Consider the following 26772-nt stretch of genomic DNA (forward strand, 5'->3'; position numbering starts at 1 on the left):
CGAGCGCGGTATTAACATGAGTAAATCTTGTGATCATCAGGAATAAAATGAGTTTGTCTCACTATCGTCATCTGCCGACAATGGCTGCCATTACTACCTACAGTGGAGTTGTAAGTCATGGCAGTCGCTCATTCCCTCGGATTTCCGCGCATTGGACGCGATCGTGAACTGAAAAAAGCGCAGGAAGCGTTTTGGAAGGGCGAACTCGACGAAGCCGGCCTGCACGCTGTCGGCCGCGATTTACGCAAGGCGCATTGGGCCTTGCAAAAACAGGCTGGCATCGAGCTGTTGCCCGTCGGTGATTTTGCCTGGTACGACCAGGTACTCACCCATTCGCTGATGTTCGGTGTGATCCCTGAGCGTTTCCGCCCGGCCGATGGCAAAGCCACCTTGCAGACCTTGTTCGGCATGGCGCGTGGCGTCAGTGACAATTGCTGCGGCGGGGCGCACGCCCAGGAAATGACCAAATGGTTCGACACCAATTACCATTACCTGGTGCCTGAGTTCAGCGTCGACCAGCACTTCCACCTCGGCTGGGACCAGCTCTTCGACGAGGTCAAGGAGGCGCTTGACCTGGGGCACACCGTCAAACCCGTGGTGATCGGCCCGCTGACCTACCTGTGGCTGGGCAAGGCCAAGGGCGGTGATTTCGACAAACTCGAGCTGCTCGACCGCCTGCTGCCCCTGTACGGCCAGATCTTCCAGCGCCTGGCTGACCTGGGCGTGGAGTGGGTGCAGATCGACGAGCCGATTCTGGTACTCGACCTGCCGCAAGCCTGGAAAAACGCCTTCGAGCGTGCCTACAACCTGATCCAGCGTGACCCGCTGAAAAAGCTGGTCGCGACTTACTTCGGTGGCCTGGAAGAAAACCTCGGCCTGGCCGCCAACCTGCCGGTGGATGGCCTGCACATCGACCTGGTGCGCGCACCGGAGCAGTACCCGACCATTCTCGACCGCCTGCCGGCCTATAAGGTGTTGTCCCTTGGGGTCGTCAACGGGCGTAACGTCTGGCGTTGCGACCTGGACAATGCCCTGGCCACTTTGCGGCACGCCCATGAAAAATTGGGCGATCGCCTGTGGGTGGCGCCGTCCTGCTCGTTGTTGCACAGCCCGGTCGACCTGGGCCGTGAAGACCAGCTCGATAACGAGTTGAAAAGCTGGCTGGCGTTCGCCGTCCAGAAGTGCGCCGAAGTGGCCGTGCTGGCCCAGGCCGTCGACCAGCCCGACGCGCCGAACGTGCTCGCCGCGCTCGCCGAAAGCCGCGCCGTACAGGCGGCCCGTGCCGCATCGCCGCGCATTCATAAACCGGCGGTGCAAGCCCGCGTGGCGGCAATCACCGCTCAGGACAGCCAGCGCCAATCGCCGTTTGCCCAGCGCATCGAGACACAACGTGCCGGTCTCAAGTTGCCGCTGTTTCCGACCACCACCATCGGTTCGTTCCCACAAACCGCGTCGATCCGCCTGGCGCGTCAGTCCTACAAACAAGGCAAGTTGAGCGAAGCCGAATACGTCGAGGCGATGCACAGCGAGATTCGTCACGCCGTTGAGGTGCAGGAAAACCTCGGCCTGGACGTACTGGTGCATGGTGAAGCCGAGCGCAATGACATGGTCGAGTACTTCGCCGAGCAATTGGACGGCTACGCCTTCACCCGCTTCGGCTGGGTGCAGAGCTACGGTTCACGCTGTGTGAAACCGGCGGTGATTTTCGGCGACCTGAGCCGCCCGCAGGCGATGACCGTGGCGTGGATCCGCTACGCCCAAGGCCTCACCCGCAAGGTGATGAAAGGCATGCTGACCGGCCCGGTGACCATGCTGATGTGGTCCTTCCCGCGTGAAGACGTGAGCCGTGAAGTGCAGGCGCGTCAACTCGCCCTGGCGATCCGTGACGAAGTGGTCGACCTGGAAGCCGCCGGCATCCAGATCGTGCAGATCGATGAAGCCGCGTTCCGTGAAGGCTTGCCGTTGCGCCAGGCGCAGTGGCAGCACTATCTGGACTGGGCCACCGAAGTGTTCCGCCTGTGCGCCTGCGGCGTGCGTGACGAAACCCAGATCCATACGCACATGTGCTACAGCGAGTTCAACGATGTGATCGAGTCCATCGCGGCGATGGATGCCGACGTGATCACCATCGAAACCTCGCGCTCGGACATGGAACTGCTGGACGCGTTCGAAGCCTTCGCCTACCCGAACGACATCGGCCCGGGCGTCTATGACATCCACTCGCCACGGGTGCCGGACGCCTCGGAAATGGCCAACCTGCTGCGCAAGGCCGCCAAACGCATTCCGGCAGAACGCTTGTGGGTGAACCCCGACTGCGGCTTGAAAACGCGCGGCTGGCCGGAGACGGAAGCGGCCCTGATCCATATGGTCGCGGCGGCGCGGCAACTGCGCGCCGAACTGGCGTAACACGGCCTGACAAGGTGGGAGGGCGCTTGCGCCCTTTCACCGCAGGCGCAGTGACAGGTCACAGGTATTTAAGCCACGCCACATCCCGCCGCCGCGCCTTCAGCCCGGCAAACCAGCGCACCGGCCAATACAGCGCCATCGGCAAGAGCAGCGCGACCAGCCATACCGCGCCAACACCGTCGAAGCCGAAGTAGGCGCCATGGTTGAGGCCCAACAGCGCCACGCACGCGACATAGAGCATCTTCAGCACATACAGGTGCAACAGATAAAAGAACATCGGGGCTGCGCCGAATACCGCGAGCACGCCGATCCAGCGCCGCTGCCCCACGCGTTCAAGCGCCAGCAGCAATAACAGGCCAATGCCCAGCGTCAACGCGAGGAACAACAGCGACGGCGGATACTTGGTGACATTGAAAAAGCTCATCAACGTCAGCACGCCGCTGTCATACGCGTGCCACGGCTGCTCGCCATAGCCATTGGCCGCCCGCAACAACACGAATCCCAGCAATGCACCGAGCCCCGCCCGCAACAGGTAACGCTGGCGCAGGGCAGGCGCCATGGCCGTGGCAAACCATGGGCCCAGTCCGTAACCCAGCGCGATCACACCGATCCATGGCAACACCGGGTACGTGATGCGCAATCGCAGGTGATCGGACACCTCGACCCAACTACGCTCATGCAGGAGCGCCCACACAGTCTGCAGCGCTGTCCCTGGAGCGAAGTGCAGCGCGTCCAGCAGGTTATGCCCGGCCATGATCACCAGTGCCAAGCTGATCAGCAGCGGGCGCGGCAACCACAGCAGCGCGGCGAGGGCGATCATGCTCAGGCCAATCGCCCAGATCACCTGCAGGTAGATGACGCTGGGCGGCAGTTGGAAGGTCCAGGCAAAGTTGACCAGGCTGAACTCCAGCACGATCAAGAACAGCCCGCGCTTGAACAGAAAGGCCGACACATCGCCACGGCCCTGGTATTTTTGCCCGTACAACCAGGCGGACAGCCCGGTGAGCAACACAAACACCGGCGCACACAGGTGGGCGAGGGTACGGCTGATAAACAGCGCGGGCTCGGTGCTGTCGAGGCTCATCGGGTCGCTGACCTGACGGTGCAGCAGGAAGGTTTCGCGCACATGGTCCAGCAGCATGAACAGGATCACCAGGCCGCGCAGGGCGTCGATGGAAAGCAGGCGTTGGCGCACGGGAGCAGCGTCGATCATGGGCGTGGATCACAAGGGCAGGATTAAAAGCGAATGTTATCCTATAACGCATGCGCGCGCCGCTGCGCGAAGTCATCGAGAGCGAACAGGTTCGCGCCTGGCGTCGGGAGAGGCTGATCATGAGCAAACCACACAACGACACCCCGCACGCCGTCGTCGATTTCTGGACGCAGGCCGGTCCCAAGCGTTGGTTCGCCAAGGACGCCGCGTTCGACGCGGCGTTTCGCGACACCTTCCACACCACCCATTTGCAAGCGGCGCGGCGTGAGCTGGAGGGCTGGCTGGACTCGGCGCAAGGTGCGCTGGCCTTGCTGATCCTGCTCGATCAGTACCCGCGCAACGCGTTTCGCGGTACAGCGCATATGTTTGCCACGGACCCGTTGGCGCGCTTGTATGCGCGGCGCATGGTGGATGCCGGGCTGGATCAATTGGTCGAACCGGCATTGCGTGCGTTTTGCTATCTGCCGTTTGAGCATTCCGAAGACGCGCAAGACCAGCAACGCTCCCTGCTCCTCAACCAGCAGTTGGATGCCAACACTTACCGTTGGGCCAAGGAACACGCGCGGATCATCGAACGGTTCGGGCGCTTTCCCCACCGCAATGAGGTGCTGGCCAGGACGACCACGGAGGCGGAACGGGCGTTTCTGGAGCAGGGCGGGTTTGCCGGTTGAGGCGCTATTCCGCCGGGGAATGCCCCCATAAAAACTGCGCATTGTCTTTATCGCCGCCGATCTCGTAGCGTGGGGTTTCACTCAAGGAGATCCACCATGAACCAAGCTGCGCTGCGCCTCTACGTTGATTCGCTGTTCACCAGCCCCTACGCGATGTCGGTGTTCGTCACCCTGCGCGAAAAAGGCCTGGCGTTCGACACCGTGCCCCTCGACCTCGACGCCGCGCAACACCAGACGGCGGGCTTTGCCCAACTGTCCATGACCCAACGCGTGCCGACGCTGGTGGACGGTGATTTCTCCCTGTCGGAGTCCTCGGCGATCAGCGAATACCTCGACGCGGCCTACCCCGGAACGGCGGTGTACCCGGCCGATCCGAAGCAGCGGGCGCGGGCGCGGCAGGTCCAGGCGTGGTTGCGCAGCGATTTGCTGCCGATTCGCCAGGAGCGTTCGACGTTGGTGGTGTTCTATGGGCAGAAGATGCCGCCGTTGTCGCCATTGGCCGAAGCTGCCGCCCATCGCTTGATCGGTGCGGCGCAGGTGCTGTTGGCGGGGAATCCGGCGTACTTGTTCGGGGAGTGGTCAATTGCCGATGTGGACCTGGCGGTGATGCTCAACCGCCTGATCCTCAACGGCGACCCTGTGCCGGCCGACTTGGTGAGCTATGCGCAGCGCCAATGGCAGCGGCCATCGGTGCAGGAATGGGTCAATCTGCCAAGGCCCGCGCTTTAGGCCATTCCTGCGCGACGCGTCGGTCCAGCTCTTCCCAGTCCGCCATGCCCAGCACGCGGGTGGTGTTCAAACCGCGCAGGTAACCGAGCAATTGCTGGGCGATGGCGTAGGCCTGGTCCGGGTCGGCGGCCTCGTCCAGCAGCACATCTTCATAGACAACCAGGTAATCGGCGACCCGATCGCGAAAATCCGGCAATACGGCTTCGCGGATGCGGTCGAAGGTTTTCTGGTGGGGTTTCATAGCGTGGTCCTTATAGATTTTATGTAAGCACTATTGATTCAGATAATAGTCAGCATCAGAGATTGCAAGTTCTGTTTTTTCCACAAAGGCGGAAAATCTCCCCATCAAGACGCAGTTCAAGGAAATCGCGCGATGAGGACGTTTATTCAACTGGCTTTAATGACCCTGATGATGAGCACTGTGGTCATGATCAACCCGGTAATCGCCGATGAACTGCGTACAGGCCATTTGCTGTCACTCGGCGCTAGCGTAGACTCGCTGCGGCACGAGCAGTCAGTGGGGGTGCTGTACAGCGAAAACACGGTCGACAACCTCAGCTACCTTGAACGCTACCACGCCACAGCCTTGAATGGCGCCAGAGATGCCCTTGATGGGCGCATCCGGGCGGCGTTCGTCAACAGTTCCGACCCGGAGTTGGCGATTGACTGGTTGATGAATTCGTTGCAAGGCACGTTTTTGTCGGTGACCGTTTACGACACGCTGGATGCGCTCGTGCAGGCTCACCCCGATGTGGTGGTGATGCTCGACACCCATAACCAACTGTTGACCCCGCGTAACGACCTGGTCGAAGCGCATTTTATCGCGCGCTTCTATGACGCGGACCTGCAGTACATCGCCAAGGCCGAAGGCTCGGTGCATAAGCAAGTGCCGTCGGTGTGGACGCATGACAAGGCGGCCCCGGAGATTGCCGCGCAGATCGAGCAGCAGCGCGATGTACAGCTCGATGCCTTGAAACAATTTGATGCGTCGCTCAAGGCATTAGTCCGAGCGGGTTGATGTGAACTTTTCCTTTTATATATTCAGGATTTCTATGCGCTCTTTTTTTGCCCCGGCCCTGGCTGTCGCTTCTTTGTTACTGGCCGGTTGTGTTTCCGCTCCGAATGCTCCGACATTGACCCTGCATACCGCCAAGACCCCCGAAGGTTATATGCAATGCGTGTTGCCCAAGCTTGAAAAACACAACCTCACCTCGACCGTGACGCAGAATTCGCGCCACGCCAAGGTGGTGTTGACCAGCAAGGTTGCCGCCGATGATGTACTGGAGGCCTACAAGAGCCAGGACGGCACCAAGGTGTTCCTGTATGAGCGCAAGCCGCTCGCGTCGACCATCACGCCGTCGCGCCTGGAATTGACGGCGCAAGAGTGCAAGTAACCGCAGGCCACCCCTAACTCGGTGGGCGCGAGGGTTGGCTCAAGGGGTTGCTTCGTGGCTGAAGCTGTCGACAACCTTGACCAGCCCTTGAGCCGCCAACGCCACCAATTCAGCGCCTTTCTCCACGGTCGCCAGGGCCGGGTCCGAGCCCATGCGCCCGTCGGGGAAGCGCGCACGGAAGTCCAACGCTTCACGGATCGGTCCGGTGTTGGCGATCTGCGGCGAATAATCGGCAGACTTGATCGACTCCGGATAAGCCCACTGCGTCACGGCAATTTCCGACGGCGTGGCATGGCTGCCGTGGCCGACCGGGAACTGCCGGTGAGCCAGCTCGTTGACGCCTTCCAGATCCCACCAGTTCACCAGCTTCAGCGCAAACCCGGCCGGTTGGCGGGCGAAGCTGGCGGCGGCATACAGCTCGGAAAACGCCGCTTCGATCGTGGCGATGTTGCCGCCATGGCCATTGAGAAACAGGATCTTCTCGAAACCATGCCCGGCCAGCGAACGCACCCAGTCGCCAATCGCGGCAATAAAGGTGGAAGGGCGCAGCGAAATGGTGCCGGGAAAACCCAGGTGGTGCTGGGCCATGCCGATATTGAAGGTCGGGCCGATCAGGATGTCTGCGTGTAGCTGCGCTTGGTGGGCGATGATTTCCGGGCACATCCAGTCGGTGCCCAGCAGGCCGGTGGGGCCGTGTTGCTCATTCGAGCCGATCGGGATCACCACCGTGCGGCTGCGCTCCAGAAACTGCCCGATCTCGATCCAGGTGGACTTATGTAGAAGCATGCGACGCTCTCTTTATCGGTGGGGACAGGCTAACCGCCACGGATTGTACGACTACTCGCCACCTGTTGGGGTTTGCAGTTGAGGTAGGTCGAAGACTTCAACCAGCGCTGGTCCGGGTACCACGAGAACATGAACTGCCCATCCTTGAGTTTGTCCACCACCTGGCGCGCCACCTGCGGACGCACCGCCGGGCAACCCTGGCTGCGGCCGATGCGGCCTTCGCGCTTGCTCCACAACGGGTTGACGTAGTCGGCGGCGTGAATCACCAGGGCACGGTCGCGCGCCTGATCATTGAAGCCCGGCTCCAGGCCGTCCATGCGCAACGAATAGCCATGGGTGCCCAGGTAACTTTCCTGGGTACGGAACAGGCCCAGGCTGGACTGGTGGCTGCCTTCACGATTGGAGAACTGGGTGGCGAAGTTTTCCCCGGACTTCGCCCCGTGGGCCACCAGGTCGCGCAGCACCAGGGTCTTTTTGCGCAAATCGAAAATCCATAGCCGACGAGCGGTCGAAGGCTGGGAATAGTCAATCACGGCCAGGCGCTCGGAACGCTCTTCACCATTATTGACCGCGCACTGCACCGCGTTCAGCGCGCTTTTGAGTACAGTGGGATTGAGTTCTGGAGCCGAGCGCGCCAGGCTGCTATACAAGGAAACAGGGTTGCCGTCGGCGGCGAGCACAACGGTGCTCAGCGTAGCCACGGTCAAGGTCATCAGGCCGAGGCGGCACATAAAAGTCAGCATCTACAGTACATCCCCCACTGTGGATTGGAGCAAAGCTATTGTTCAAAAAACACGCATGTTACTTGAGCATTTGCTTGCTCGTTGCACCGCTGGTCGCTACAGCCGACGAAGTACCGATGGGCACGTTACCGGTGATTCCAGCCAGCCCGGTCCAACAGGCCCTCGCGCAGTTGCCCAGCGTGTGCCCCAGCCTTGCGTCGCGCATCGACGCGGCGACATTGGCGCGTCTGCAGGCGTTCTATCGGCAGCAGGGCGATGTGCCGCTGTGGGTCGCCGAACGCCGCCAGGCACTGCAAGCGCAGTTGCTGATGCTGGCCGACGACGGCCTGGACCCCACCCACTATAGCCTGCCCCCGGCGAACGCCACGGACAACGTGCTGTGCAGCGATATCGGCAGCAGCGAACAGTACCTGCAAGCCCTGCAGGATTTGCATTACGGGCGCCTGCAGCAATCGCGCTTCGAACCGCTGTGGCATTTCCAGCCGCCCACCCGCGACCTGGATACCGAGGTGCTGGCCTTCGCCGCCACCGGGCTGCACGACATGGCGCAAGCCTTCGACCAGGCCCGGCCCAGCACGGATTTATACCGCAGCCTGCGCAACGTCTATTCCACGTTGCGTAAGCAGCCATTACCGCATTGGGACGCGGTCGCCGGCGGGCCGCTGTTGCGCCCCGGCATGGAAGACCCGCGCGTGCCGGAACTGGCGCGGCGCCTCTACCGTGGTGGTTATCTCGCCAGCGAACCCAAGGACAACGGCAAGCAGTACCGCGACGAACTGGTCAAGGCGGTCAAGGCCTTCCAGGTCGGTCACTCATTGCAATCCGACGGCGTGATCGGCGCCGGCACGGTGGCCGAACTCAACATCAGCCCGGCGGTGCGCCGCGAGCAGTTGCGCATCAACCTGGAGCGCTTCCGCTGGCTGAGCCAGGACCTGGAGCCCGAAGGCGTGGTGGTCAACGTCGCCGCCGCGCAATTGAGTGTCTATCAGAGTGGCATCCCGGTGTGGCAAACCCGCTTGCAGGTCGGCCGCGCCGAACGCCAGACACCGCTGCTCAAATCACGCATCAACCGGTTGACCCTCAACCCGACCTGGACCGTGCCGCCCACCATCATGCGCGAGGACAAACTCCCGGCCATCCGCCTCAACCCCGAATACCTGCGCCAGCAGAACCTGCAAGTGCTCGATCCCGAGGGTCGCCCGCTGGCCCCCGAACACATTGACTGGGCCCGCCCCGGCAACATCCTGCTGCGCCAGGGAGCCGGCCCGCGCAACCCGCTGGGCAAGATCGTGCTGCGTTTCCCCAACCCGTACTCGGTGTACCTGCACGACACGCCCAGCCAACCGCTGTTCACCAAAGGCCCGCGTGCGTTCAGCTCGGGTTGTGTGCGGGTCGAACAACCGTTGCTGCTGCGCGACCTGCTGGTGAGCCCGGCGGAGCGCGTTCGCACCGATGAATTGCTGGCCACCGGCGTGACCCATGAATTCCGCCTGGCGACGCCGGTGCCGGTGTTGCTCGGGTACTGGACCGTGGAAGTGGATCGCCAGGGTGAGTTGGTGTATGCGCCCGATATCTACGGGCGCGACCCCGTGTTGATGAAAGCCATGGGGAGTGTGCTCTGATTTGTCACCGCCCACAGCACACGCCATGACGCTGCCTTTCGTGAAGATGCACGCCCACGGCGACGACTTCCTCATCATCGATCGCCGTGGTCTGGATGATCCGATCAGCGCGCAGGTCGCTCGCCGTCTCGGCAATCGTCACACCGGCATCGGCTTCAATCAGTTGGCGGTGGTGCTCGATTGCGCAGACGCTGCCGCACGGATCAAATTCTGGAACCCCAATGGCACGCCCCTGCAAACCTGCGGCAGCGCTACGCGCGGTGTGGCCGAGCGGCTGATGCATGAAGCCGGCACCGATACCATCGTGCTGCGTACCGACCGCGGTTTGCTGACCTGTGTGCGTGAGTCGGGGCAGCGGGTGTCGGTGAATATGGGCGCGCCATCGCTGGGCTGGGCCGCGGTGCCGCTGGCCGAGTCGATGGACACACTGTACTTGCCCCTCGAAGGCGACCCGGCGGCGTGCAGCATGGGCAACCCCCATTGCACCTTCTTTGTCGCGGACCTCGCCGCTGTCGACGTGGCGACCCTGGGCCCAGCCCTGGAAACCCACGTGCTGTTCCCCGCCAGGACCAATGTGCATTTTGTCCAGGTCATCGATCGCGGGCATATTCGCCTGCGGATCTGGGAGCGCGGCGGCGGCGTGCCGCTCGGGTCCGGCTCGTGCTGCTGCGGCGCGGTGGTGAATGGGATTCGCCGCGGCTTGCTCGACGACCGCGTCGAGGTGCAATGCGACGGAGGCACAGTCACCGTGCAGTGGGACGGGCAGGGCGGCGTGGTGTTGACCGGGAGCGTGGAGCCGATCATGCAGGGCATCGTCTATGTGCCCATAGGGTAAATTGAGTTCCGGCAGCGGTTCATCCGGTGCCGGCGGTTGAGCGTCGGCGGAGCGGGTAAAGCCGGTTCACGCCAGCACAATGTAGTCGTTCTGCTGGAGCACCGGCCGGTGCGGGGCTTGGACGAGGTGAAGGTAACGGCCGTCGACCAGATCGATGGGCAGGCAGTCGTCGATGTCCAGCACGCCGTCGGTGTGGGCCTGTGACCAGTGACGCAGCAGCTGTTGCTTGCCTTTGCCCGTCGCTTCCTTTTTGTCGCGGGCAACCACCAGCAGGTAGTGATGCGCCTCGCCAAAGCGGTTGGTCTCATAGCCGCCCAGGTTGATGAAGTACAGGTGCGGCGCGCCGGCCTGGGGCGCCAGGTGGCTGAGTTCGACTTTCCAACCGTCGACGCCATCGACCGCCATCCACGAATCGATATGCACGCCCTTGGGGCTGCCAAACCAGGCATCGCGTAACTGTGGGTAGGTGGCGTCCAGCGTATCCGCCACGGCGAATACCACGTCATGGACTTCGATCCTGGCCCGTGGGTGCTTGCCCCCGAGCATCACGACAAACAGCATTGCAGGCCCTTCCGGCGATTTGGCAAAAGGCAACCATACTTCGATTGAACCCTTTTGTCCGGTGAATGCCACACTGTTAACCCGCGAACGCATCAGGAGATTGTCATGCGAACCATCGATCTGGCCGGTGTTCCGGTCCCTGTCATTGGCCAGGGTACCTGGCGCATGGGCGAAGACCCGGACCGGCGCCGCGTCGAAGTCGCGGCGTTGCAGTGCGGTATCGACGAGGGCATGACCTTGATCGACACCGCCGAAATGTACGGTGAAGGCGGCGCCGAAAGCGTGGTCGGCGAGGCCATTCGCGGCAAGCGCGAGCAGGTGTTCCTGGTGAGCAAGGTCTACCCCCGCAACGCCAGCCGCCGGGGCGTACCGCGCGCGTGCGATGCCAGCCTCCAGCGCCTGGGCACCGATTACATTGACCTGTACCTGCTGCACTGGCGCGGTCAGTACCCGCTGGCAGAAACCGTCGAGGCGTTCGAGCGCTTGCGCGAAGCCGGCAAGATCGGCCGCTGGGGTGTTTCCAACTTCGATGTGGCCGACCTGCAGGAACTTGCGTCACCGGCCTGCGCGACCAACCAGGTGCTCTACAACATCCAGGAGCGCGGCATCGAATTCGACCTGCTGCCGTGGTGGCAACAACATCACTTGCCGTTGATGGCTTACTGTCCGATCGCGCAAGGCGGCGAATTACTGTCCAGCCCGACCCTCCAGCAGATCGCCCATCGGCATCAGGCGACGCCCGCGCAGGTCGCGCTGGCCTGGGTAGTGCGTCAGGACGGGATGATCGCCATCCCCAAGGCCGTCACGCAAGAGCATGTGCGGCTCAACGCCGCCGCCGCTCAACTGGTGCTGGACGAACACGACCTCGACGCCATCGACCGGGTGTTCGGAGCGCCCAAGCGCAAGCATCCGTTGGCGATGGTGTGAGGCGATAAAACCAGCATGGGGCGTGCCGCGTCAGCCGCTCACGCCATGCAACTCGCAGTATTCGTCCCAGCTCATCCCCGCCATCTGCGCCACTTCCTTATGCACTTCGAGGCGTTGCGCTTCGAATGCCTGGGCGGATTCGGCCGTCAGCTTGAGGGTCAGCTCCCAGGCAAACAGCCCCAGGCGCTCGGCTTCGGCTTCGAACGCCTCATGCAGGCGTTCGGCGCGGTATTGCGCAAGGGTTTCGCCTTTGGCCTGGGCGGCCAGCGGGTTCAGAGTGTCCAGTTGGGTGAGGACATCCGGGTGTGCCTGCAGAAATCGGTCCAGCGCGAGTTGATGGGTATCGCCGGGTTGGGACACAGGTGGGTTCCTCGAAAAAAAGTCAGGCATCTGCGCCGGTGTCTTGGCAAGCCTGTCTACGCCGGGCGCGTTTGCGCATGCGGCGGTTTATCCGGGTGCGTATGGGGTCGAGGACGAAAAGTAACAGGTACGCGGTCAGCACCAGCGTCAGGTCGATCCAGGTTTCGCTGATCGGCCCTAAAAACAGCTCCATAACCGCCTTGGCCAGGTAGAGCAAAGCAACCCCACATAACCACAGCAGTGCGTTAAACATCAGTGGGTGCATAGTATTAGACCGTTTGTGTTGCATCTCAAGCCAAGCTCCTTGCTGCTGGCGATTTCAGCGTGTTCCCCTTGCTGCGCGATCCGGGAACCCTGAAAAAGTCGCAGATATTACATCTTGAAACAGGTTTAGGGACTGCTTCTTATCAGAAAGTTCCGTGGCTAAAGCGCAAGCGCGCACATGAGCATGCTGAGGAACCTGAAAAATCAACTGGGCGACCGCAACGGCTTTTCGCGCCGCGCCTGGTCATGTGTGGCGGTGGCCGGTGTGTTCCCGACCCTGTCTTCGAGGGGCTGCGCGCCGGCCGCGAGGGCGCGCTGTGTGTTATTCGGCGTCGGCGGCGTGCGCCTCGACGCCGACCCGAGCACCCACGGCGATCACGGTGGCCGGGGTGCTGTACCAGGTTGCGTGCGCGGCGGGTCTAGGCTTGGGCCGATCGGTATTCGCGCTGGGTCTGTTCGATCTCTTCGACCAAGCCCTCGATCCTCGCCAGGCGCGCACGGTTGTCGTGGTCCCACGGATGAAAGCCCGGCTTGAAGTAGTGCAGCCACGGCCGCAGCATCCGCGGGAACACGCCCTTGGGTCCATACAAAAACTTGAGCATGCGCCAGAACCCTTGCACATGCCCGCCGGCCTTGCGGTCGGCGATCAGCAGGCGCAGGTGGAAGTCGAACACCACCAGCCAGAAGAGCAGCGTCGTGGTCAGCATGCTCCCGGTGCGCAGCAGGTAGCGCAGGGGGCCCGGCTTGATCACGCGGTTCCACACGTCAAACGCTACCGCCTTGTGCTCGGTTTCTTCGAGGGCATGCCAGTACCACATCTGCTGGTAACCCTTGAGTGAATCGCCGAAGCGCGAAGGGTCGCTCAGGAGGATTTCCGCGAGCATCGCGGTGTAATGCTCCAGGGCGATGGTCACCGCCAGGTTGAACGCCGGCGGCAGGTGTTTTTTCTGCAGGTCGAGGAAGAATTTCAGGCGCCGGTCCAGGCGATGTGCCGGCAGGCCTGCGGCTTGCAGCAAGTCGTTATAGGCGAGGTGTTCGCGGCTGTGCATGGCCTCCTGGCCGATAAAACCCTGGATCTCCTGTTTCAGCGCCGGGTCATCGATGCGTTGGCGGTAGTGGCGCACGCTGTCCATGAAAAACAGCTCGCCCTGGGGAAACAGCAACGACAACGCATTGAAAAAATGCGTGATGAACGGACCTTGTTCGTGCCAGTCCTTGATGCGTTCGGCCGGCAAGGCAAAGCGGATATCGCGACGGATCGGTAGCATGGGGCTTGCTCCTGTTCAGAGACGGCTCTCGTCGTTGCTGTCAAACAGCGGCGTTGGGCGTTTGGGGGCCATGCGCTTGCTGGCGAACACCACCAGCGCTTGATAGGCCGCCGGCAGGCAGCGGGTGAGCAGGTCGAGAACATACGCATCGCGGCCGATGAGCACGCGGCGTTTATTCTTGCGCACGCCCTGCAGGATCACTTTGGCGGCCTGGTCGGCGTCGGTGATGAACAGCTTTTCGAAGTCGGCGCGGGCCTGCTGTTCGCTGTGGATCAAAAAGCCGGTCATGTTGGCGTCGATGCGGCTGCTACGGCAGATATCGGTGCGGATGCCGCCGGGGTGGACACAACTGGCCGAGACGCCGCAACGTTGCAGGTCCAACTCCTGGCGTAGGGCTTCGGTAAAGCCGCGCACCGCGAATTTGCTGGCGTTGTAGCCGCTCATGCCGGGCTGGGCAAACAACCCGAACACGCTGGACGTGTTGACCACATGGCCGTCGCCGCTGGCCTTGAGATACGGCAGGAAGGCCTTGGTCCCGTACACCACGCCCCAGAAGTTGATGCCGATGATCCATTCCAGATCGCTGTAGTCCACGCCTTCGACGGTGCTCGACAGCGCCACTCCGGCGTTGTTGAAGATCAGGTTGACCTGGCCGTGCTCGGCAGCGCAGCGCGCCGCCCAGTCTTGCATGGCGTGCCGGTCGGACACATCCAGCACCTGGGTGGTCACCCGCACTGGCGCCAGGGTGGCGGTTTGAATCAACGCCACGGTCTGGTCCAGGCCTTGGCTGTTCTTGTCCGCCAGCGCCAGGTGGCAACCTTCGCGCGCCAGGGCCAGGGCCAATGCGCGGCCCATGCCGGATGCCGCGCCGGTGATCGCCGCCACGCGGCCGTTGAATGACTTCATGACAGGCTCCCTTCTGCGGTGGAATGTGGCGCGGCCATTGCGCGGGGCGCCGCGTCAATCGGTGCCATGCTGGCGACATAATCCTTGAGTGCAAAATGCCGGGTGATCTGCTTGAAGCGCCAGGTCGAGCCGGGCCACAGGGTGGTGTTCTTGCCAGTGCGAGGGTCGAGGTACCAGCTCCGGCAGCCGCCGGTGTTCCAGATGGTGCGCGTGAGTTTGTCCTGCAATTGGTGGTTGTAGGCTTGTTCCACCGCGGGTTTGACCTCCACCGTGGCAATGCGGTGGCGCTGCATTTGTTGCAGCGCATCGAGGATGTAAGCGACCTGGGCTTCGATCATCAGGATCATCGAGTTATGCCCCAAGCCGGTGTTGGGGCCGATGATCAGGAACAGGTTCGGGTAGCCCGGCACCGTGCTGCCTTTGTAGGCATGGGCGCCGTCGTGCCAGGCGTCCATCAGGTCGACGCCGTGACGCCCGATGATGCAGTCGCGGGGCGGCGGGTCGGTGGCCTGGAACCCGGTGCCGAAGATCAGGCAATCGGCCGGGTGCTTGACGCCGTCGGCGGTGATCACGCCATCGGCTTCGATGCGCAGCACGCTGTCGGTCACCACCTGCACATTGCTGCGCGACAACGCTGGGTAATAGTCGTTGGAGATCAGCACGCGCTTGCAGCCGAGGATGTAGTCCGGCGTCAGCGCCTTGCGCAGGGCAGGGCGGGTGACGTGTTTGTGCAAGTGGCGCAGGGCGACTTTCTGCACCATCTTCATCAGCCGTGGGTGCCGGGCAAAGCCCACCACGCGGCCTTCCAGCGCCCAATACAAGGCGCCGCGCACCAGCCGTTGGGTGAAGGGCAGGTGCTTGAATGCCCAGCGCTCAACGCGGGAAATCGCTCGGTCGGGCTTGGGCATGATCCATGGCGGGGTGCGCTGGAACAGGTCCAAATGAGCGACCTGCGGCGCGATCTGCGGCACGAACTGAATGGCACTGGCGCCGGTGCCGATCACCGCCACGCGCTTGCCCTTCAGGGTATAGGCGTGGTCCCACTGCTGGGAGTGAAAGCGCTGGCCCTTGAAGCTGTCCAGCCCCGGGATATCCGGCAGCGCCGGGCGCGACAAGCCGCCCATGCCCGACACCAGCACCCGCGCGCTGACCTGGCGCCCGTTGCTGAAGCTCAGTTGCCAGCGTTGTTGCTGCTCATCAAACACCGCACGTTGCAGGCCCATACCGAAGCGCAGATACGGCGCCAGCGCGAAACGTCGGGCGCATTGCTCCAGGTAGGCGCGGATCTCCGCTTGCGCGGCGAATTGGCGGGTCCAGTGCGGGTTGGGCGCAAACGAAAACGAATAGACGTGGGACTGCACATCGCAGGCGCAGCCAGGGTAGTGGTTGTCGCGCCAGGTGCCGCCGAGTGTCTCGGCCTGTTCGGCGATAAAGAAGTCGCTAAAGCCGGCTTCCTTGAGCTTGATCGCCATGCACAGGCCGGCGAAGCCTGAGCCGATGATGGCGATGTCGATGGAGTCACTGTGGGCATTCATAGGCGGGCCTGCGTGGGCATCGGATGTGCTCCTGTTTTTGTTTTGTCTTTTTAGATAGAACACCATTGCAAAGGAAAATTGAATTACTTATTTTAAAAAAGATTTTAAATAATCTACCTGAAAATATCGCCTAGGCTAGTCCCTGGCTCCTCATGTGCGACGGTATGCACGAAGTTTAGGTCCAGGGTGTGGGCGATGGCTGAGGCCTTGATCAATTCCGGTCGGGCGGTCGGCAGCAGGGAAGCAGAGGACCGAGCTATGGCTGTCGAATGGGTTATCGCTGCGGGTGTGCTGGTCAGTGCGAGCGTGGTGGCATGGGGCTTCAGTGCCTGGATGACACGGCGCATCGAAGCGGCCGTTCCAAGTAACGGGCGCTTTGTGGACGTCGATGGCGAGCGCTTTCATTATCTCGACGAGGGCAAGGGCCCACCGCTGGTGATGATTCACGGGCTGATGGGCAGCAGTCGCAACCTGACCTACGCCTTGTCGGGGCAGTTGCGCGAGCATTTCCGGGTCATCACGCTCGACCGGCCTGGCTCGGGCTATTCGACCCGGCATCCCGGCACGGCGGCGGACCTGCCGGCCCAGGCCCGGCAAATCGCGGCTTTTATCCAGGCGCTGGGCCTGGATCGACCGCTGGTGCTGGGGCATTCCCTCGGCGGCGCGGTGGCCCTGGCGCTGGCCCTCGACCATCCCCACGCGGTCTCCGGGTTGATCCTGGTGGCACCGCTGACCCATCCCCAGCGCCTGTTGCCGCTGGTGTTCCTGTCATTGGCGGTGCGCCCGGCGTGGCTGCGTCGCTGGCTGTCGCACACGCTGACGATGCCGATCGGCCTGCTGACCAAAGGCTCGGTGGTCAAGGGCGTGTTCGCCCCCGATCCTGCACCAGCGGACTTCGCTACACGCGGCGGCGGGCTGCTCGGCATGCGCCCGGCCAACTTCTACGCGGCCTCCACCGAGATCAACCAGGTCAACGATCACCTGCCGGGCATGGTCAAGCGCTACCCGCAACTGACCCTGCCCATCGGCCTGATCTACGGCGCAAAGGACAAGGTGCTGGACTTTCAAAAGCACGGCCAGGCCCTCGCGAGCCGGGTGCCCGGCCTCAAGCTGCAACTGGTGGAGGAGCGCGGCCATATGTTGCCGATCACCGCGACGGAGCGTGTTGTGGCGGTGGTGGAACAGGTGGCCAAACGGGCCCGATCACCGCAAAACACCACCGTCCTGCATCCACCGTTGGCCCTGGCGGACAAATAATCGGGCCATCCGAGTCGCGGCACAACGGCGTCAATGCGCGCTCTAGACACCTGACCAGCCAGCTGAAAAAGAGACTGCTCGGTCACGCAAAAAAGGGCTCGATAAACTAGTTGACGACCTAACGATTTCGCGTTATTTATTTAAAAAAATATTTCAATGTTTGTTTTGAAATGATTTTTGAAATGCCTAAGAGCGAATAACAATGAAAAAAACGTCTTTTATCGCATGGTTGATTTCCCGGAGCCTTCCGCGCTCCTCGAACCTGTTTTGCACCTGCCTCGTCCGGAGGTTGCCATGAATCAGACCCTGGCCACCCCGCAGGTCTGGGCCGACGGCAAACGCCACCTGTGGTGGCTCGGCATCCTGCCCCTGGCAACGCCTTTACTCTCCGGCACACTGGCAATCACCAGCGGCGTGCAACAACTGTGGTGGGTTGGCGTATTGGTGATCTTCGGCCTCATCCCGCTGATCGATGGCCTGTTGGGCGAAGACGTGAGTAACCCGCCCGAGTCCGCCGTCAACCACCTCGAATCGCAACGCTATTACCGCTGGATCATCTACACCGGCGTGCTGTTCGTCATCGCTTCGGTGGTGATCACCGGTTGGCTGGCGGCCGGCGGTATCGACTGGATCATCAACGGCGGTTTGCTCCAGGCCACCGCCGCGCTGGAACCTTCGAGCTGGCTGGCGAAAACGGCCGCCTATCTCACCTCGCGCACCCAACTGCACGGCCAGGTCAGTGCGTTCACGTACCTGGGCATGGCCATGTCCACGGGCGCGGCGACTGGCATCGCGATCAACACCGCCCACGAGCTGGGGCACAAACCCAAGCCGCTGGAAGTGTTCCTGGCCAAAGTCACTTTGGCGCCGACGTTCTACGGGCACTTCTATACCGAACACAATCGGGGCCATCACGTCCGTGTCGCCACCCCGGAAGATCCGGCCAGCTCGCGGCTGGGGGAAAGTTTCTGGGCTTTCCTGCCGCGCTCGGTGTGGTTCAGCGCACGCTCGGCGTGGAACCTGGAGCGCGAACGCCTGCGCAAACTCGGCCTGCCGGCCTGGCACTGGAAAAACGCCGTGCTCAGCGCCTGGCTGTACAGCGTGGTGTTGTGGGGCGCGATGATTGCCTGGTTGGGGGCGGCGGTGATTCCGTTCCTGATCATCCAGGGCATCTACGGCTTCTCGCTGCTGGAAGTGGTGAACTACGTCGAACACTACGGCCTTAAACGCCAGAAGTTGCCCAACGGCCGTTATGAGCGTTGCTCGCCGCGACACTCGTGGAACAGTAACCGGATCGTGACCAATATCTTTCTGTTCCAACTGCAACGGCACTCCGATCATCACGCCAATCCGACGCGCAGTTATCAATCGTTGCGTCACTTCGATGAATCGCCGCAACTTCCCTACGGTTATGCAAGCATGATTGTCTGGGCTTACGTGCCGTATTTGTGGCGACGACGGATGGACCATCGTGTGCTCAGGCATTATGCCGGGGATATCACTCTGACCAATCTTCAACCGTCCAAGCGTTTGCACTATCTGAAACAATACGGCGGCAATAGCAAAACGTTCTGAGATGAACTGAAAAAGTTACCTGGCGTGCTCGGGATCTTTGTATCGCGCGGTTTCTTATCGCCCAGCGTTTATCGATTTCATTGCAAGAGAGTTGTTTGACCCCACAAAAATAAAAGCAAGGGAAGGACGTTCACCATGCAAACACCTGCCAAGTTCACCGCCCATATCTTATTGGCGGCATTGGGTCTGATTGTCTATCAGCAAGCCCAGGCTGCCCGTATTGAACCTGCCGGCAGTGCGTTTACTGCCCAAGGGCCCATCAGTTTTTCCAAAGGCAAGCTGATCAGTGCCGACTGCACCATCAAGGTGGCGGGCAAGGTTGCCGCCGACGGTTCGTCCGTCAATGTCGACAAGGTCGAATTCGACGGCGGCCTCAAGTGCAGCCGGGTCGAAGCGATCAACCTGCCGTGGATCTTGGTGGCCAAAGACACCCAAAGCGGCTCGATGTCGAAGATCAGCGTGGACGTCCACGCCTTCGGCCTGGGCGGCAAGTGCGGCCCCTCCACGGCCGACGGCACCTGGGATAACGCCACCGGCAAGTTGGAAGCCGCCAATGTACCGATTGGCGAAGACTGCAAGATCAAGACGGTGTCGATCAAGATGCCGGCCAACTTCAAAGTTGTCGAATAGATATATCCGATAGTTGCAGCGGTAATTGAATTGAAATTTGGCTGGAAAGGGAAGTTCTGCAGTTTCTCCGTGACCTCTCGTTCATGGCCATTACCCCTGGCGAATGACTCGCCATAACATGTGAGGAAAAATAATGAAAAGTTTGAAAACTCTCGTGTCGTTGTCTGCTTTGGCCGTGTGCATGGGTGCGGCCTCGATGGCCGGTGCGGCGTCTTTTAGCCCTGTTGGGAAGACGTTCCAAACCGACGCTACGGGCACTATCGTCGTCAAATCCCCGTCGTCTTTTGGCGCTGCCGTGACGTGTAAAGCCGTTTTTTCAGGAACGGTTCGTTCTGATGGCAAGGCTGATATCACCAATGTGGTCGTGTCTCCCGGCAGCAGTACTCTGTGCAATTTGCCTCAGATCACCGGCTTGCCATGGTTGTTGACACCGGCCACCACCACTTCAGGCACCGCAACCAACGTCGGTTACACCATTACCGGTGTACCGCCTTTGATCCCCGGAACAAGCTGCGGCCCGTCCACCATTAACGTAGCTCTGGCTTCAACTACCGGTCCTCTGGATTCGGATAAAAGCATCACCCTGACTGCCGCTAACCAAGCGCTTTCCGGCGGTTGCACCGTGCAGTCGCTGAATGTCAAAGCCACTGGTGTCACCATTGTTCCTTGAAGCATGTAATCCGTGGAAAGGGTTGATCACCCGTTGAAAGGCAGGCGCCTCTAACGAGGCGCTTGTTTGGCGGGGTTTTCTTAAATACTAGAAATCGGCGCTACCGACTGACAACAACAAGAAAGTTGAGGGTCAAGACAATGCAACATGTTATTCCACGTATTTCTTTAGCCGCCGTGTTACTAGGGTTGGTGTTTGGCTCCTCCATGGTCAGTGCCGCAACATTTGCCCAGGCCGGTGCTGCTTTTAACGCAACCGGCACAATTGCGACGGGAATAAAGCCGTTGGTATGGACACCTATTCCCTGCAGCATTGCATTGACTGGACAAGTAGCGGCTGACGGTTCGAGTGCAACTATCACCGGCGCTACTTTTGCCGGGAATGCCTTATGCAATATTTCCGGGCCATTGAATCTGCCTTGGACACTGGTGCCCACAAGTGCCAATACCGCGAGCCTCTCAGGCTTCATGCAGAAATTCGCCTACGACAGTTGCGCCACTCCCAGTGCAGTTGCGATGCAGTGGAGTGCTGCTGACGATACCTTCAGCCTCACTAGCCCCCACACCGTGAACTCAACCTGCAGGCTGAACACGTTCAACTTTAAACCCTCGCCAGCGTTGACGATCACACCATGAATTGGATCGCCATCTACCGATTCAAATATGCCTTCAAGTGGGCAAATTAAAGCAGCAAGCGATCCGGCTGGGGCTGGTTCAGTGAGATAACAATATGGAGTGCCGCATGAATAATAAAAAACAACAGGTACAGGTTTTGCTGGGACTGGCATTGATGGGCGGGGTGATGGTTGCCACGCCCGTGCAGGCCGGCGGATTTTCCACACCGACTTATGGGGCTCCTGGTTGGGGGCGCGCCTTTGGTGGTGGTTCGCTATTCAAGAACGACCCCAGTTCGGCGTACAACAACCCCGCCGCGATGGCGTTTGTGGACCAGAACGTCGCACAAATGACGGTCGACTACGCGCGCATCAAAATCAAATATAAGGGCGCGGCTAATGATTATCTGGGTAACCCTGTCTCGAACAGTCCAATAGGTGCGGATGGTTTCCCTGACCTTTCATCGCCAACGGTCAACAACAATGATGGTGGCGAGGGTGGTTTCACTGCCTGGTTGCCGACCGGGTTCATGGTGATGCCCCTGGGGGACCGGTTCGCTTTTGGCTTGAGCCAAGTGGTGCCACAAGGGATGCGCTCAACTTGGGACGAAGACTCCAAACTTCGCGATTTTGCTGTAGACACCAAGATCGAAACCGTGGGATTGACCGGTTCGCTTTCGTTCAAAGTCAACGATCAGTTCGCCATCGGCGGTGGGCTTATTGTTCAACACAGTAAAGGGTTTGTGAGTCAGAACATCGATTTGTTGGCGGCTGCTGCCAACTCCCAGGACCCATTACTGGGCAGTATTGATTTGCCGGCAGGGGTCGGAGGCGCGCTGATACGGGTCAAGGTCGACAATATCTCCACCGGCTGGTTTACCGGTATTACCTGGAAACCTACTGACCAAGACACCTTGGGCCTGAACTATCACGCCAAGATCAAGAACAAGATGACGGGCAAGTACAACATTCGTTCAGACTCGTACAGCTATGCCCTGATGACTCAACCGAACCCGTTCACTGGCACTGGCACGCTGGTTGGGTCGGCTTATCCTGGGCTGGCGTTGTACCCGGATGGCGCACATGCCAGTACCCAACTGGATATTCCCGCGACTGCGGGCTTTGACTGGGTGCATCAGTTCAATGACCGATTCACCTTGGGCGCAAGTGTGAACTGGACGCAGTGGTCGTCGTTCAAGGACCTCACGCTCAAGTCCGGTGATATCACCATCGTCTCAATCCCCTACAACTACAAGGACTCGTGGATGTACTCCCTCGGCGGTGACTTCCGTGCCACCGATGAACTGACGCTGCGTGCCGGTGTGGCCCTTGACCAGACACCAACCCGCAACTCGACCCGTGACCCCCGTATCCCGGATGGTGATCGTACGTTCTTGTCGTTCGGTGCGGGTTACGAGGTAAAGGCTGTAAAGGGCTTGAGTCTTGACTTGGCGTATTCCCATCAGTTCGTGCAGGAAGTGAAGCTGAAAACCAAAAACGTTGACCGCTTGGGTGGCGCCAGCCTGGACGGCAAGGCTGAGTCGTCAGGCGATGTGGTCAGCGTATCGGCCACCTACAAGTTTTAACAGATATCGAGGGCTATGGAGGAAGGCACTAAGCGCATCTGAATGCCTTCTTCCTGCTGTTTGCCCTCATTTACGGGTCGCCATGTGACCTATTCCGATGTTCGTATTCGTGACCCCGGCTGACGTGCTCAGCCCAGTATTTTTTTGCCCAGGAGTTAAATAAAAATTTCAAAACATAATTTGAATCTGGCTTGCCAAATTTGTAGTGTTGCCCTACGCCGCAGTTCATATCGATCTGCGCCAGCGTTTGCTACGCCCTGAATCGAGTAGAGGTATCCCCATGGTGATCTGGTTATTGGTGGGTTTCGCAGCCGCGATTGCCCTGGCGTATCGACAAGCCGCCGCTGTCCACTGGCTGGGCGCCGGCCTGGCCTGGCTGGCGGCCGGCTACCTGTTCAACGTGGTCGCCGTTTTCGGCACCACCGTCGTGGCGCTGTTAGTGGTATTGCCCGCGTTGCTGATGACAATCAAACCGCTGCGCCGCAGCCTGTTGACCAGCAAGGCTCTGAGCCTATTTCGTACAGTGATGCCGGCAATGTCCGACACCGAGCGCGCGGCCATCGAGTCCGGCACCGTGTGGTGGGATGCCGAACTGTTCAGCGGCCGACCCGCCTGGCAGCGCCTGCTGCAAGCCGCGCCGGCCAGCCTGAGCGCCGAGGAGCAAGCCTTCCTCGACAACGAAGTCGAAACCCTGTGCGACATCGCCAACGACTGGGAAACCACCCAGGTCTGGCAAGACATGTCCCCCGAGGGCTGGCAGTACACCAAGGACGCCGGTTTCCTTGGCATGATCATTCCCAAGCAGTACGGCGGCAAAGGCTTCTCCCACTACGCGCATTCGCAAGTGGTGATGAAGCTGTCGACACGCTGCTCGGCGGCGGCGATTTCGGTGATGGTGCCCAACTCCCTGGGCCCGGCGGAATTGCTGCTGCATTACGGCACCGATGCCCAGCGCAATTACTACCTGCCGCGCCTGGCGCGTGGCGAAGACATTCCGTGTTTCGCGCTGACCAGCCCGTATGCCGGTTCCGACGCTGGGGCGATTCCGGACCTGGGCATCGTCTGCAAAGGCCTGCACGAAGGCGAGGAAGTGCTGGGTTTCAACGTGACCTGGGACAAGCGCTACATCACCCTTGGCCCGATTGCCACGGTGCTTGGCCTGGCGTTTCGTGCGCAAGACCCGGAAGGTCTGCTCGGCCAGCCGGGTTCGCTGGGCATCACTTGCGCGTTGATCCCAACCTCCCATCCGGGCGTGAACAGCGGTCGTCGGCACTGGCCGCTCAACGCGGTGTTTCAGAACGGTCCTACCACCGGCAAGGATGTGTTCATTCCCCTGGAGTGGGTCATCGGCGGCCGCGAACAGGTCGGCAACGGCTGGCGCATGCTGATGGAATGCCTGGCGGCCGGTCGGGCGATTTCCTTGCCGTCGGCCAACGTCGGCCTGGGCAAGGTCGCAGTACGCGGCACCAGCGCCTATGCGGCGATGCGCAAACAGTTCGGCCTGCCCATCGGCAAGTTCGAAGGCGTGCAAGCCCCGTTGGCGCGCATGGCCGGGCATTTGTATGCCTGCGACGCGGTGCGCAAGGTGTCGGTGGCATCGCTGGATGCCGGCGAAAAACCTTCGGTGATCTCCGCCATCGCCAAATACCACGTCACCGAGCGCGCGCGGATGATCGTCAACGACGGCATGGACGTCGTCGCCGGCAAGGGCATCTGCATGGGCCCCAACAACTTCCTGGCCCGCGCTTATCAACAAAGCCCGATTGCGATCACGGTAGAAGGCGCGAACATCATGACCCGCTGCCTGATCATCTTTGGCCAGGGCCTGATCCGTTGCCATCCCTATGTGTTGCGCGAGATGGAAGCGGCGCGCAACCCCGATCGGCGCAAGGCGCTTGAAGCGTTTGACAGCGCAATGTTCGGCCATGTGAGCTTTGTGCTGGCCAATACGGTGCGCGCCGCAGTGCATTCGCTCACTGGCGGGCGCCTGATTTCCGCACCCGCCAAGACCGAGCCGGCGTTGGCGTCCTACTACCGTCAGGCCAATCGGCTGTCGGTGGTGTTGGCTTTGATCTCGGACGTTTCCATGGGTGTGCTCGGCGGTGCGCTCAAGCGCAAGGAAAGTATCACCGGGCGCCTGGGCGATATTCTTTCGCAGTTGTACATCTTGTCCTGCGTGCTCAAGCGCTTTGAAGACGACGGTCGGCCCCAGGCGGACTTGCCGCTGGTGCATTGGTCGGCCCAGGATGCGTTGCTGCGCGCCCATGAAGCCCTCGCCGAAACACTCGATAACTATCCGTCGAAAGCTGCGGCAGCGGTGGTGCGCGGCTTGAGTTTTCCGTTTGGCATCCCGTTGCGTAAACCCTCGGACCGGCTGTTGGCCCAGGTGGCGGATGTGGTGCAGACCTCCGGCGAAACCCGTGAGCGCTTGCTGGCCAATTCCTATATCCCACGTCCGGAAATCGACAAGCTGGCCTACGGCGAATTGGCTTTCCGCCTGTTGCCGCAGGTGGAGCTGATCGAAGCACGGCTCAAGCCTGCGATCAAACAGGGCTTGCTCGAACCGATGCCGATCGCCGCCACGGCCTTTGCCGCCTGGCGCGTCAAGGCGCGGGCGCTGGACTTGATCGGCAGCGATGAAGACGCCTTGCTCGCGCGCTATGTGGAATATGCCGACCACGGCATCCAGGTCGACGACTTCCCGCAGGACTTCGGTCTGCTCGAGGCGTTGCAGCAGCGTAAGCACGTGTTGCAACCGTCTACCCAGCGTCGTACCAGCCAGGGCGAGAATGCTTCGGTCAATTGAGTGGCACTGAATGAACGCGCCTACATGGCTCGGGCGTTCATACCGATACCGTATCGTGAGTGGATGTTTATATGAGTGACAGCTACCTATCGTTCGTCAATTCTCCCTGGGGCCGACGCCTGGCCCAGGCCATCGGCCTGCCGCAACCGTTGCTGCTGCAACGTCATCGCCGTGGCCAGCAAGGCCTGGCCAACCCGGTGATCGTCGCGGGGGCAGGGCGCCTGGCTGTGCAAGTGCAACAGATTTTCAGCGCCACCGACACGGTCGCCGCCACTGCAGCGACCCTCAAGGCGCCGTCTACGGTCAAGGTGCAGGGCGCGGTGTTCGATGCCACGGGCGTCGTCGACCTGCAGCAGCTCGATGAGCTCTACGTATTTTTCCACGCCAACGCCAAGCGCCTCGCCCAGCATGGTCGCGTGGTGGTGCTTGGCACTGCTCCCGAAGACTGTCGGGATTTGCCCCAGGCCATCGCCCAGCGCGCCCTCGAAGGGTTGGTGCGTTCGCTGGCCAAGGAACTGCGCCGGGCGATCACCGTGCAATTGATCTACGTCGCGCCGGGGGCCGAAGACGCCCTGGACAGCAGCCTGCGCTTCTTTCTGTCGCGTCGTTCGGCCTATGTGTCGGGGCAAGTGGTGCGCCTGGAAAAACCGCTGGACGGCCCTGTCACGGTCAACTGGGACACCCCCTTCGCCGGCCGCCGCGCACTGGTCACCGGTGCCTCCCGCGGCATCGGCTTGGCGATTGCCCAGGTATTGGCCCGCGACGGCGCCCATGTGGTGTGCGTGGATGTGCCCCAAGCCGAGGACGCGCTGCAACATGCCGCCGCCAGCGTCGGTGGCTCGGCGTTGCCACTGGACATTACCGCTGCAGATGCGGCCTCGCTGTTGCAGGCCCATGTCAGCCAATCCGGCGCCTTCGACGTGGTGGTGCATAACGCCGGGATCACCCGCGACAAGACCATCACCCGGATGACCGAAGCGGCGTGGCGCAGTGTGCTGGCGGTCAACCTGCAAGCGCCGTTGCAACTGAGCCACGCGTTGCTGGAATGCCAGGGCCTGAACCCGGGCGGGCGCATCGTCTGTGTGTCGTCGATTTCCGGCATCGCCGGCAACCTCGGGCAAAGCAACTACGCCACCTCCAAAGCCGGGGTGATCGGCCTGGTCCACGGCCTGGCACCGTTGGCGGCGGCGCAGCAGGTCACGGTGAACGCGGTGGCGCCGGGGTTCATCGAAACCCAGATGACCGCGAAGATCCCGCTGCTGATCCGCGAAGCCGGGCGGCGCATGAATTCGCTGTCCCAGGGCGGCCAGCCGATCGACGTGGCCGAGACCATCGCCTGGCTGGCCCACCCGGCGTCCGGCGGCGTCAACGGCCAAGTCGTGCGCGTGTGCGGCCAAAGCCTGCTGGGAGCTTGA

26 protein-coding genes are annotated in these 26772 nt (G+C 61.4%); 16 read left to right on the forward strand and 10 right to left on the reverse strand.

Annotation, left to right across the window (positions count from 1 at the left end; all coding sequences use genetic code 11):
• Positions 1-117: 117 nt before the first annotated feature.
• Positions 118-2406, forward strand: a complete 2289-nt coding sequence (gene metE, locus RGV59_RS18970) for a 5-methyltetrahydropteroyltriglutamate--homocysteine S-methyltransferase (RefSeq protein ID WP_108526542.1) — start codon at positions 118-120, stop codon at positions 2404-2406.
• 58 nt (positions 2407-2464) lie between these two features.
• Here metE and RGV59_RS18975 read toward each other — a convergent pair whose 3' ends face one another.
• The gene (locus RGV59_RS18975; RefSeq protein ID WP_126585550.1) at positions 2465-3619 is read right to left on the reverse strand and encodes a DUF1624 domain-containing protein; all 1155 of its coding nucleotides are present in this window, start codon (positions 3617-3619) and stop codon (positions 2465-2467) included.
• Between the two features lie 119 nt (positions 3620-3738).
• Here RGV59_RS18975 and RGV59_RS18980 point away from each other — a divergent pair, with 119 nt between their 5' ends.
• Positions 3739-4290 (forward strand): DUF924 family protein, encoded by a 552-nt coding sequence (locus RGV59_RS18980; RefSeq protein ID WP_046484530.1) that lies wholly within the window; start codon positions 3739-3741, stop codon positions 4288-4290.
• A gap of 96 nt (positions 4291-4386) precedes the next feature.
• Positions 4387-5019 (forward strand): glutathione transferase, encoded by a 633-nt coding sequence (gene yfcF, locus RGV59_RS18985; RefSeq protein ID WP_126585551.1) that lies wholly within the window; start codon positions 4387-4389, stop codon positions 5017-5019.
• On the opposite strand, the gene RGV59_RS18990 is transcribed toward yfcF, so the two are convergent.
• Positions 4994-5260 (reverse strand): hypothetical protein, encoded by a 267-nt coding sequence (locus RGV59_RS18990; RefSeq protein ID WP_017846521.1) that lies wholly within the window; start codon positions 5258-5260, stop codon positions 4994-4996. The genes yfcF and RGV59_RS18990 overlap by 26 nt on opposite strands.
• A 132-nt stretch (positions 5261-5392) precedes the next feature.
• On the opposite strand from RGV59_RS18990, the gene RGV59_RS18995 reads away from it, so the two are divergent.
• Positions 5393-6037 carry an ATPase gene (locus RGV59_RS18995; RefSeq protein ID WP_126585552.1) on the forward strand — a complete coding sequence of 215 codons (645 nt, stop codon included), beginning with the start codon at positions 5393-5395 and terminating at the stop codon, positions 6035-6037.
• Between the two features lie 34 nt (positions 6038-6071).
• Positions 6072-6413, forward strand: a complete 342-nt coding sequence (locus RGV59_RS19000; protein WP_046383680.1) for a hypothetical protein — start codon at positions 6072-6074, stop codon at positions 6411-6413.
• A 39-nt stretch (positions 6414-6452) separates the two neighbouring features.
• Here RGV59_RS19000 and RGV59_RS19005 read toward each other — a convergent pair whose 3' ends face one another.
• Complete coding sequence (locus tag RGV59_RS19005; RefSeq protein ID WP_017846518.1) at positions 6453-7199, reverse strand: creatininase family protein; 747 nt, start codon at positions 7197-7199, stop codon at positions 6453-6455.
• 29 nt (positions 7200-7228) lie between these two features.
• Positions 7229-7942, reverse strand: a complete 714-nt coding sequence (locus RGV59_RS19010) for a murein L,D-transpeptidase catalytic domain family protein (protein WP_017846517.1) — start codon at positions 7940-7942, stop codon at positions 7229-7231.
• Positions 7943-7980: 38 nt separating this feature from the next.
• Between RGV59_RS19010 and RGV59_RS19015 the strand changes: the two genes are divergently transcribed.
• Positions 7981-9564: a L,D-transpeptidase family protein gene (locus tag RGV59_RS19015; protein ID WP_017846516.1), complete on the forward strand. Its 1584-nt coding sequence runs from the start codon at positions 7981-7983 to the stop codon at positions 9562-9564.
• A gap of 25 nt (positions 9565-9589) precedes the next feature.
• A complete protein-coding gene (gene dapF, locus RGV59_RS19020; protein ID WP_102617584.1) occupies positions 9590-10399 on the forward strand; it encodes a diaminopimelate epimerase in 810 nt (269 codons plus the stop codon).
• Between the two features lie 66 nt (positions 10400-10465).
• On the opposite strand, the gene RGV59_RS19025 is transcribed toward dapF, so the two are convergent.
• Positions 10466-10960, reverse strand: a complete 495-nt coding sequence (locus RGV59_RS19025) for a DUF1543 domain-containing protein (protein WP_102617583.1) — start codon at positions 10958-10960, stop codon at positions 10466-10468.
• Between the two features lie 105 nt (positions 10961-11065).
• On the opposite strand from RGV59_RS19025, the gene RGV59_RS19030 reads away from it, so the two are divergent.
• Positions 11066-11887 (forward strand): aldo/keto reductase, encoded by an 822-nt coding sequence (locus tag RGV59_RS19030; protein ID WP_102617582.1) that lies wholly within the window; start codon positions 11066-11068, stop codon positions 11885-11887.
• A 30-nt stretch (positions 11888-11917) separates the two neighbouring features.
• On the opposite strand, the gene RGV59_RS19035 is transcribed toward RGV59_RS19030, so the two are convergent.
• From RGV59_RS19035 to RGV59_RS19055, 5 genes are all read right to left on the reverse strand, one after another.
• Complete coding sequence (locus RGV59_RS19035) at positions 11918-12247, reverse strand: DUF6388 family protein (protein WP_046383675.1); 330 nt, start codon at positions 12245-12247, stop codon at positions 11918-11920.
• A gap of 22 nt (positions 12248-12269) precedes the next feature.
• The gene (locus RGV59_RS19040; protein WP_226927611.1) at positions 12270-12500 is read right to left on the reverse strand and encodes a hypothetical protein; all 231 of its coding nucleotides are present in this window, start codon (positions 12498-12500) and stop codon (positions 12270-12272) included.
• 430 nt (positions 12501-12930) lie between these two features.
• Positions 12931-13779, reverse strand: a complete 849-nt coding sequence (locus tag RGV59_RS19045; protein WP_046383674.1) for a metal-dependent hydrolase — start codon at positions 13777-13779, stop codon at positions 12931-12933.
• A 15-nt stretch (positions 13780-13794) separates the two neighbouring features.
• Entirely contained in the window at positions 13795-14685 is an 891-nt protein-coding gene (locus RGV59_RS19050) for an SDR family NAD(P)-dependent oxidoreductase (RefSeq protein WP_017846509.1), read from the reverse strand.
• Positions 14682-16220, reverse strand: a complete 1539-nt coding sequence (locus tag RGV59_RS19055; protein WP_126585553.1) for a flavin-containing monooxygenase — start codon at positions 16218-16220, stop codon at positions 14682-14684. The genes RGV59_RS19050 and RGV59_RS19055 overlap by 4 nt, the downstream gene beginning before the upstream one ends.
• 258 nt (positions 16221-16478) lie before the next feature.
• On the opposite strand from RGV59_RS19055, the gene RGV59_RS19060 reads away from it, so the two are divergent.
• From RGV59_RS19060 to RGV59_RS19095, 8 genes are all read left to right on the forward strand, one after another.
• Positions 16479-17477, forward strand: coding sequence for an alpha/beta fold hydrolase (locus RGV59_RS19060; protein WP_185833576.1), 999 nt, complete (start codon positions 16479-16481; stop codon positions 17475-17477).
• A gap of 294 nt (positions 17478-17771) precedes the next feature.
• On the forward strand, positions 17772-19052 hold the full coding sequence (locus tag RGV59_RS19065) for an alkane 1-monooxygenase (protein ID WP_104903330.1): 1281 nt from the start codon (positions 17772-17774) through the stop codon (positions 19050-19052).
• A 135-nt stretch (positions 19053-19187) separates the two neighbouring features.
• The gene (gene praA / locus RGV59_RS19070) at positions 19188-19682 is read left to right on the forward strand and encodes an alkane oxidation protein activator PraA (protein ID WP_046484504.1); all 495 of its coding nucleotides are present in this window, start codon (positions 19188-19190) and stop codon (positions 19680-19682) included.
• 133 nt (positions 19683-19815) lie between these two features.
• Positions 19816-20352: an alkane oxidation protein activator PraB gene (praB, locus tag RGV59_RS19075; RefSeq protein WP_082107767.1), complete on the forward strand. Its 537-nt coding sequence runs from the start codon at positions 19816-19818 to the stop codon at positions 20350-20352.
• Between the two features lie 140 nt (positions 20353-20492).
• Positions 20493-20987 carry a hypothetical protein gene (locus RGV59_RS19080; RefSeq protein ID WP_126585555.1) on the forward strand — a complete coding sequence of 165 codons (495 nt, stop codon included), beginning with the start codon at positions 20493-20495 and terminating at the stop codon, positions 20985-20987.
• A gap of 106 nt (positions 20988-21093) precedes the next feature.
• Positions 21094-22551: an outer membrane protein transport protein gene (locus RGV59_RS19085; RefSeq protein WP_102617578.1), complete on the forward strand. Its 1458-nt coding sequence runs from the start codon at positions 21094-21096 to the stop codon at positions 22549-22551.
• Positions 22552-22831: 280 nt separating this feature from the next.
• Positions 22832-25357, forward strand: a complete 2526-nt coding sequence (locus RGV59_RS19090; protein WP_102617577.1) for an acyl-CoA dehydrogenase — start codon at positions 22832-22834, stop codon at positions 25355-25357.
• A gap of 71 nt (positions 25358-25428) precedes the next feature.
• Positions 25429-26772, forward strand: a complete 1344-nt coding sequence (locus RGV59_RS19095) for a 3-oxoacyl-ACP reductase (protein WP_126585556.1) — start codon at positions 25429-25431, stop codon at positions 26770-26772.

Source organism: Pseudomonas sp. FG1, from assembly GCF_034313875.1.
Classification (GTDB): Bacteria; Pseudomonadota; Gammaproteobacteria; order Pseudomonadales; family Pseudomonadaceae; genus Aquipseudomonas; species Aquipseudomonas veronii.

Coding starts and splice junctions, on each gene's coding strand:
- metE (WP_108526542.1), top strand. CDS start 118: ATGGCAGTCGCTCATTCCCTCGGATTTCCGCGCATTGGACGCGATCGT.
- RGV59_RS18975 (WP_126585550.1), bottom strand. CDS start 3,619: ATGATCGACGCTGCTCCCGTGCGCCAACGCCTGCTTTCCATCGACGCC.
- RGV59_RS18980 (WP_046484530.1), top strand. CDS start 3,739: ATGAGCAAACCACACAACGACACCCCGCACGCCGTCGTCGATTTCTGG.
- yfcF (WP_126585551.1), top strand. CDS start 4,387: ATGAACCAAGCTGCGCTGCGCCTCTACGTTGATTCGCTGTTCACCAGC.
- RGV59_RS18990 (WP_017846521.1), bottom strand. CDS start 5,260: ATGAAACCCCACCAGAAAACCTTCGACCGCATCCGCGAAGCCGTATTG.
- RGV59_RS18995 (WP_126585552.1), top strand. CDS start 5,393: ATGAGGACGTTTATTCAACTGGCTTTAATGACCCTGATGATGAGCACT.
- RGV59_RS19000 (WP_046383680.1), top strand. CDS start 6,072: ATGCGCTCTTTTTTTGCCCCGGCCCTGGCTGTCGCTTCTTTGTTACTG.
- RGV59_RS19005 (WP_017846518.1), bottom strand. CDS start 7,199: ATGCTTCTACATAAGTCCACCTGGATCGAGATCGGGCAGTTTCTGGAG.
- RGV59_RS19010 (WP_017846517.1), bottom strand. CDS start 7,942: ATGCTGACTTTTATGTGCCGCCTCGGCCTGATGACCTTGACCGTGGCT.
- dapF (WP_102617584.1), top strand. CDS start 9,590: ATGACGCTGCCTTTCGTGAAGATGCACGCCCACGGCGACGACTTCCTC.
- RGV59_RS19025 (WP_102617583.1), bottom strand. CDS start 10,960: ATGCTGTTTGTCGTGATGCTCGGGGGCAAGCACCCACGGGCCAGGATC.
- RGV59_RS19030 (WP_102617582.1), top strand. CDS start 11,066: ATGCGAACCATCGATCTGGCCGGTGTTCCGGTCCCTGTCATTGGCCAG.
- RGV59_RS19040 (WP_226927611.1), bottom strand. CDS start 12,500: ATGTTTAACGCACTGCTGTGGTTATGTGGGGTTGCTTTGCTCTACCTG.
- RGV59_RS19045 (WP_046383674.1), bottom strand. CDS start 13,779: ATGCTACCGATCCGTCGCGATATCCGCTTTGCCTTGCCGGCCGAACGC.
- RGV59_RS19050 (WP_017846509.1), bottom strand. CDS start 14,685: ATGAAGTCATTCAACGGCCGCGTGGCGGCGATCACCGGCGCGGCATCC.
- RGV59_RS19055 (WP_126585553.1), bottom strand. CDS start 16,220: ATGAATGCCCACAGTGACTCCATCGACATCGCCATCATCGGCTCAGGC.
- RGV59_RS19060 (WP_185833576.1), top strand. CDS start 16,479: ATGGCTGTCGAATGGGTTATCGCTGCGGGTGTGCTGGTCAGTGCGAGC.
- RGV59_RS19065 (WP_104903330.1), top strand. CDS start 17,772: ATGAATCAGACCCTGGCCACCCCGCAGGTCTGGGCCGACGGCAAACGC.
- praA (WP_046484504.1), top strand. CDS start 19,188: ATGCAAACACCTGCCAAGTTCACCGCCCATATCTTATTGGCGGCATTG.
- praB (WP_082107767.1), top strand. CDS start 19,816: ATGAAAAGTTTGAAAACTCTCGTGTCGTTGTCTGCTTTGGCCGTGTGC.
- RGV59_RS19080 (WP_126585555.1), top strand. CDS start 20,493: ATGCAACATGTTATTCCACGTATTTCTTTAGCCGCCGTGTTACTAGGG.
- RGV59_RS19085 (WP_102617578.1), top strand. CDS start 21,094: ATGAATAATAAAAAACAACAGGTACAGGTTTTGCTGGGACTGGCATTG.
- RGV59_RS19090 (WP_102617577.1), top strand. CDS start 22,832: ATGGTGATCTGGTTATTGGTGGGTTTCGCAGCCGCGATTGCCCTGGCG.
- RGV59_RS19095 (WP_126585556.1), top strand. CDS start 25,429: ATGAGTGACAGCTACCTATCGTTCGTCAATTCTCCCTGGGGCCGACGC.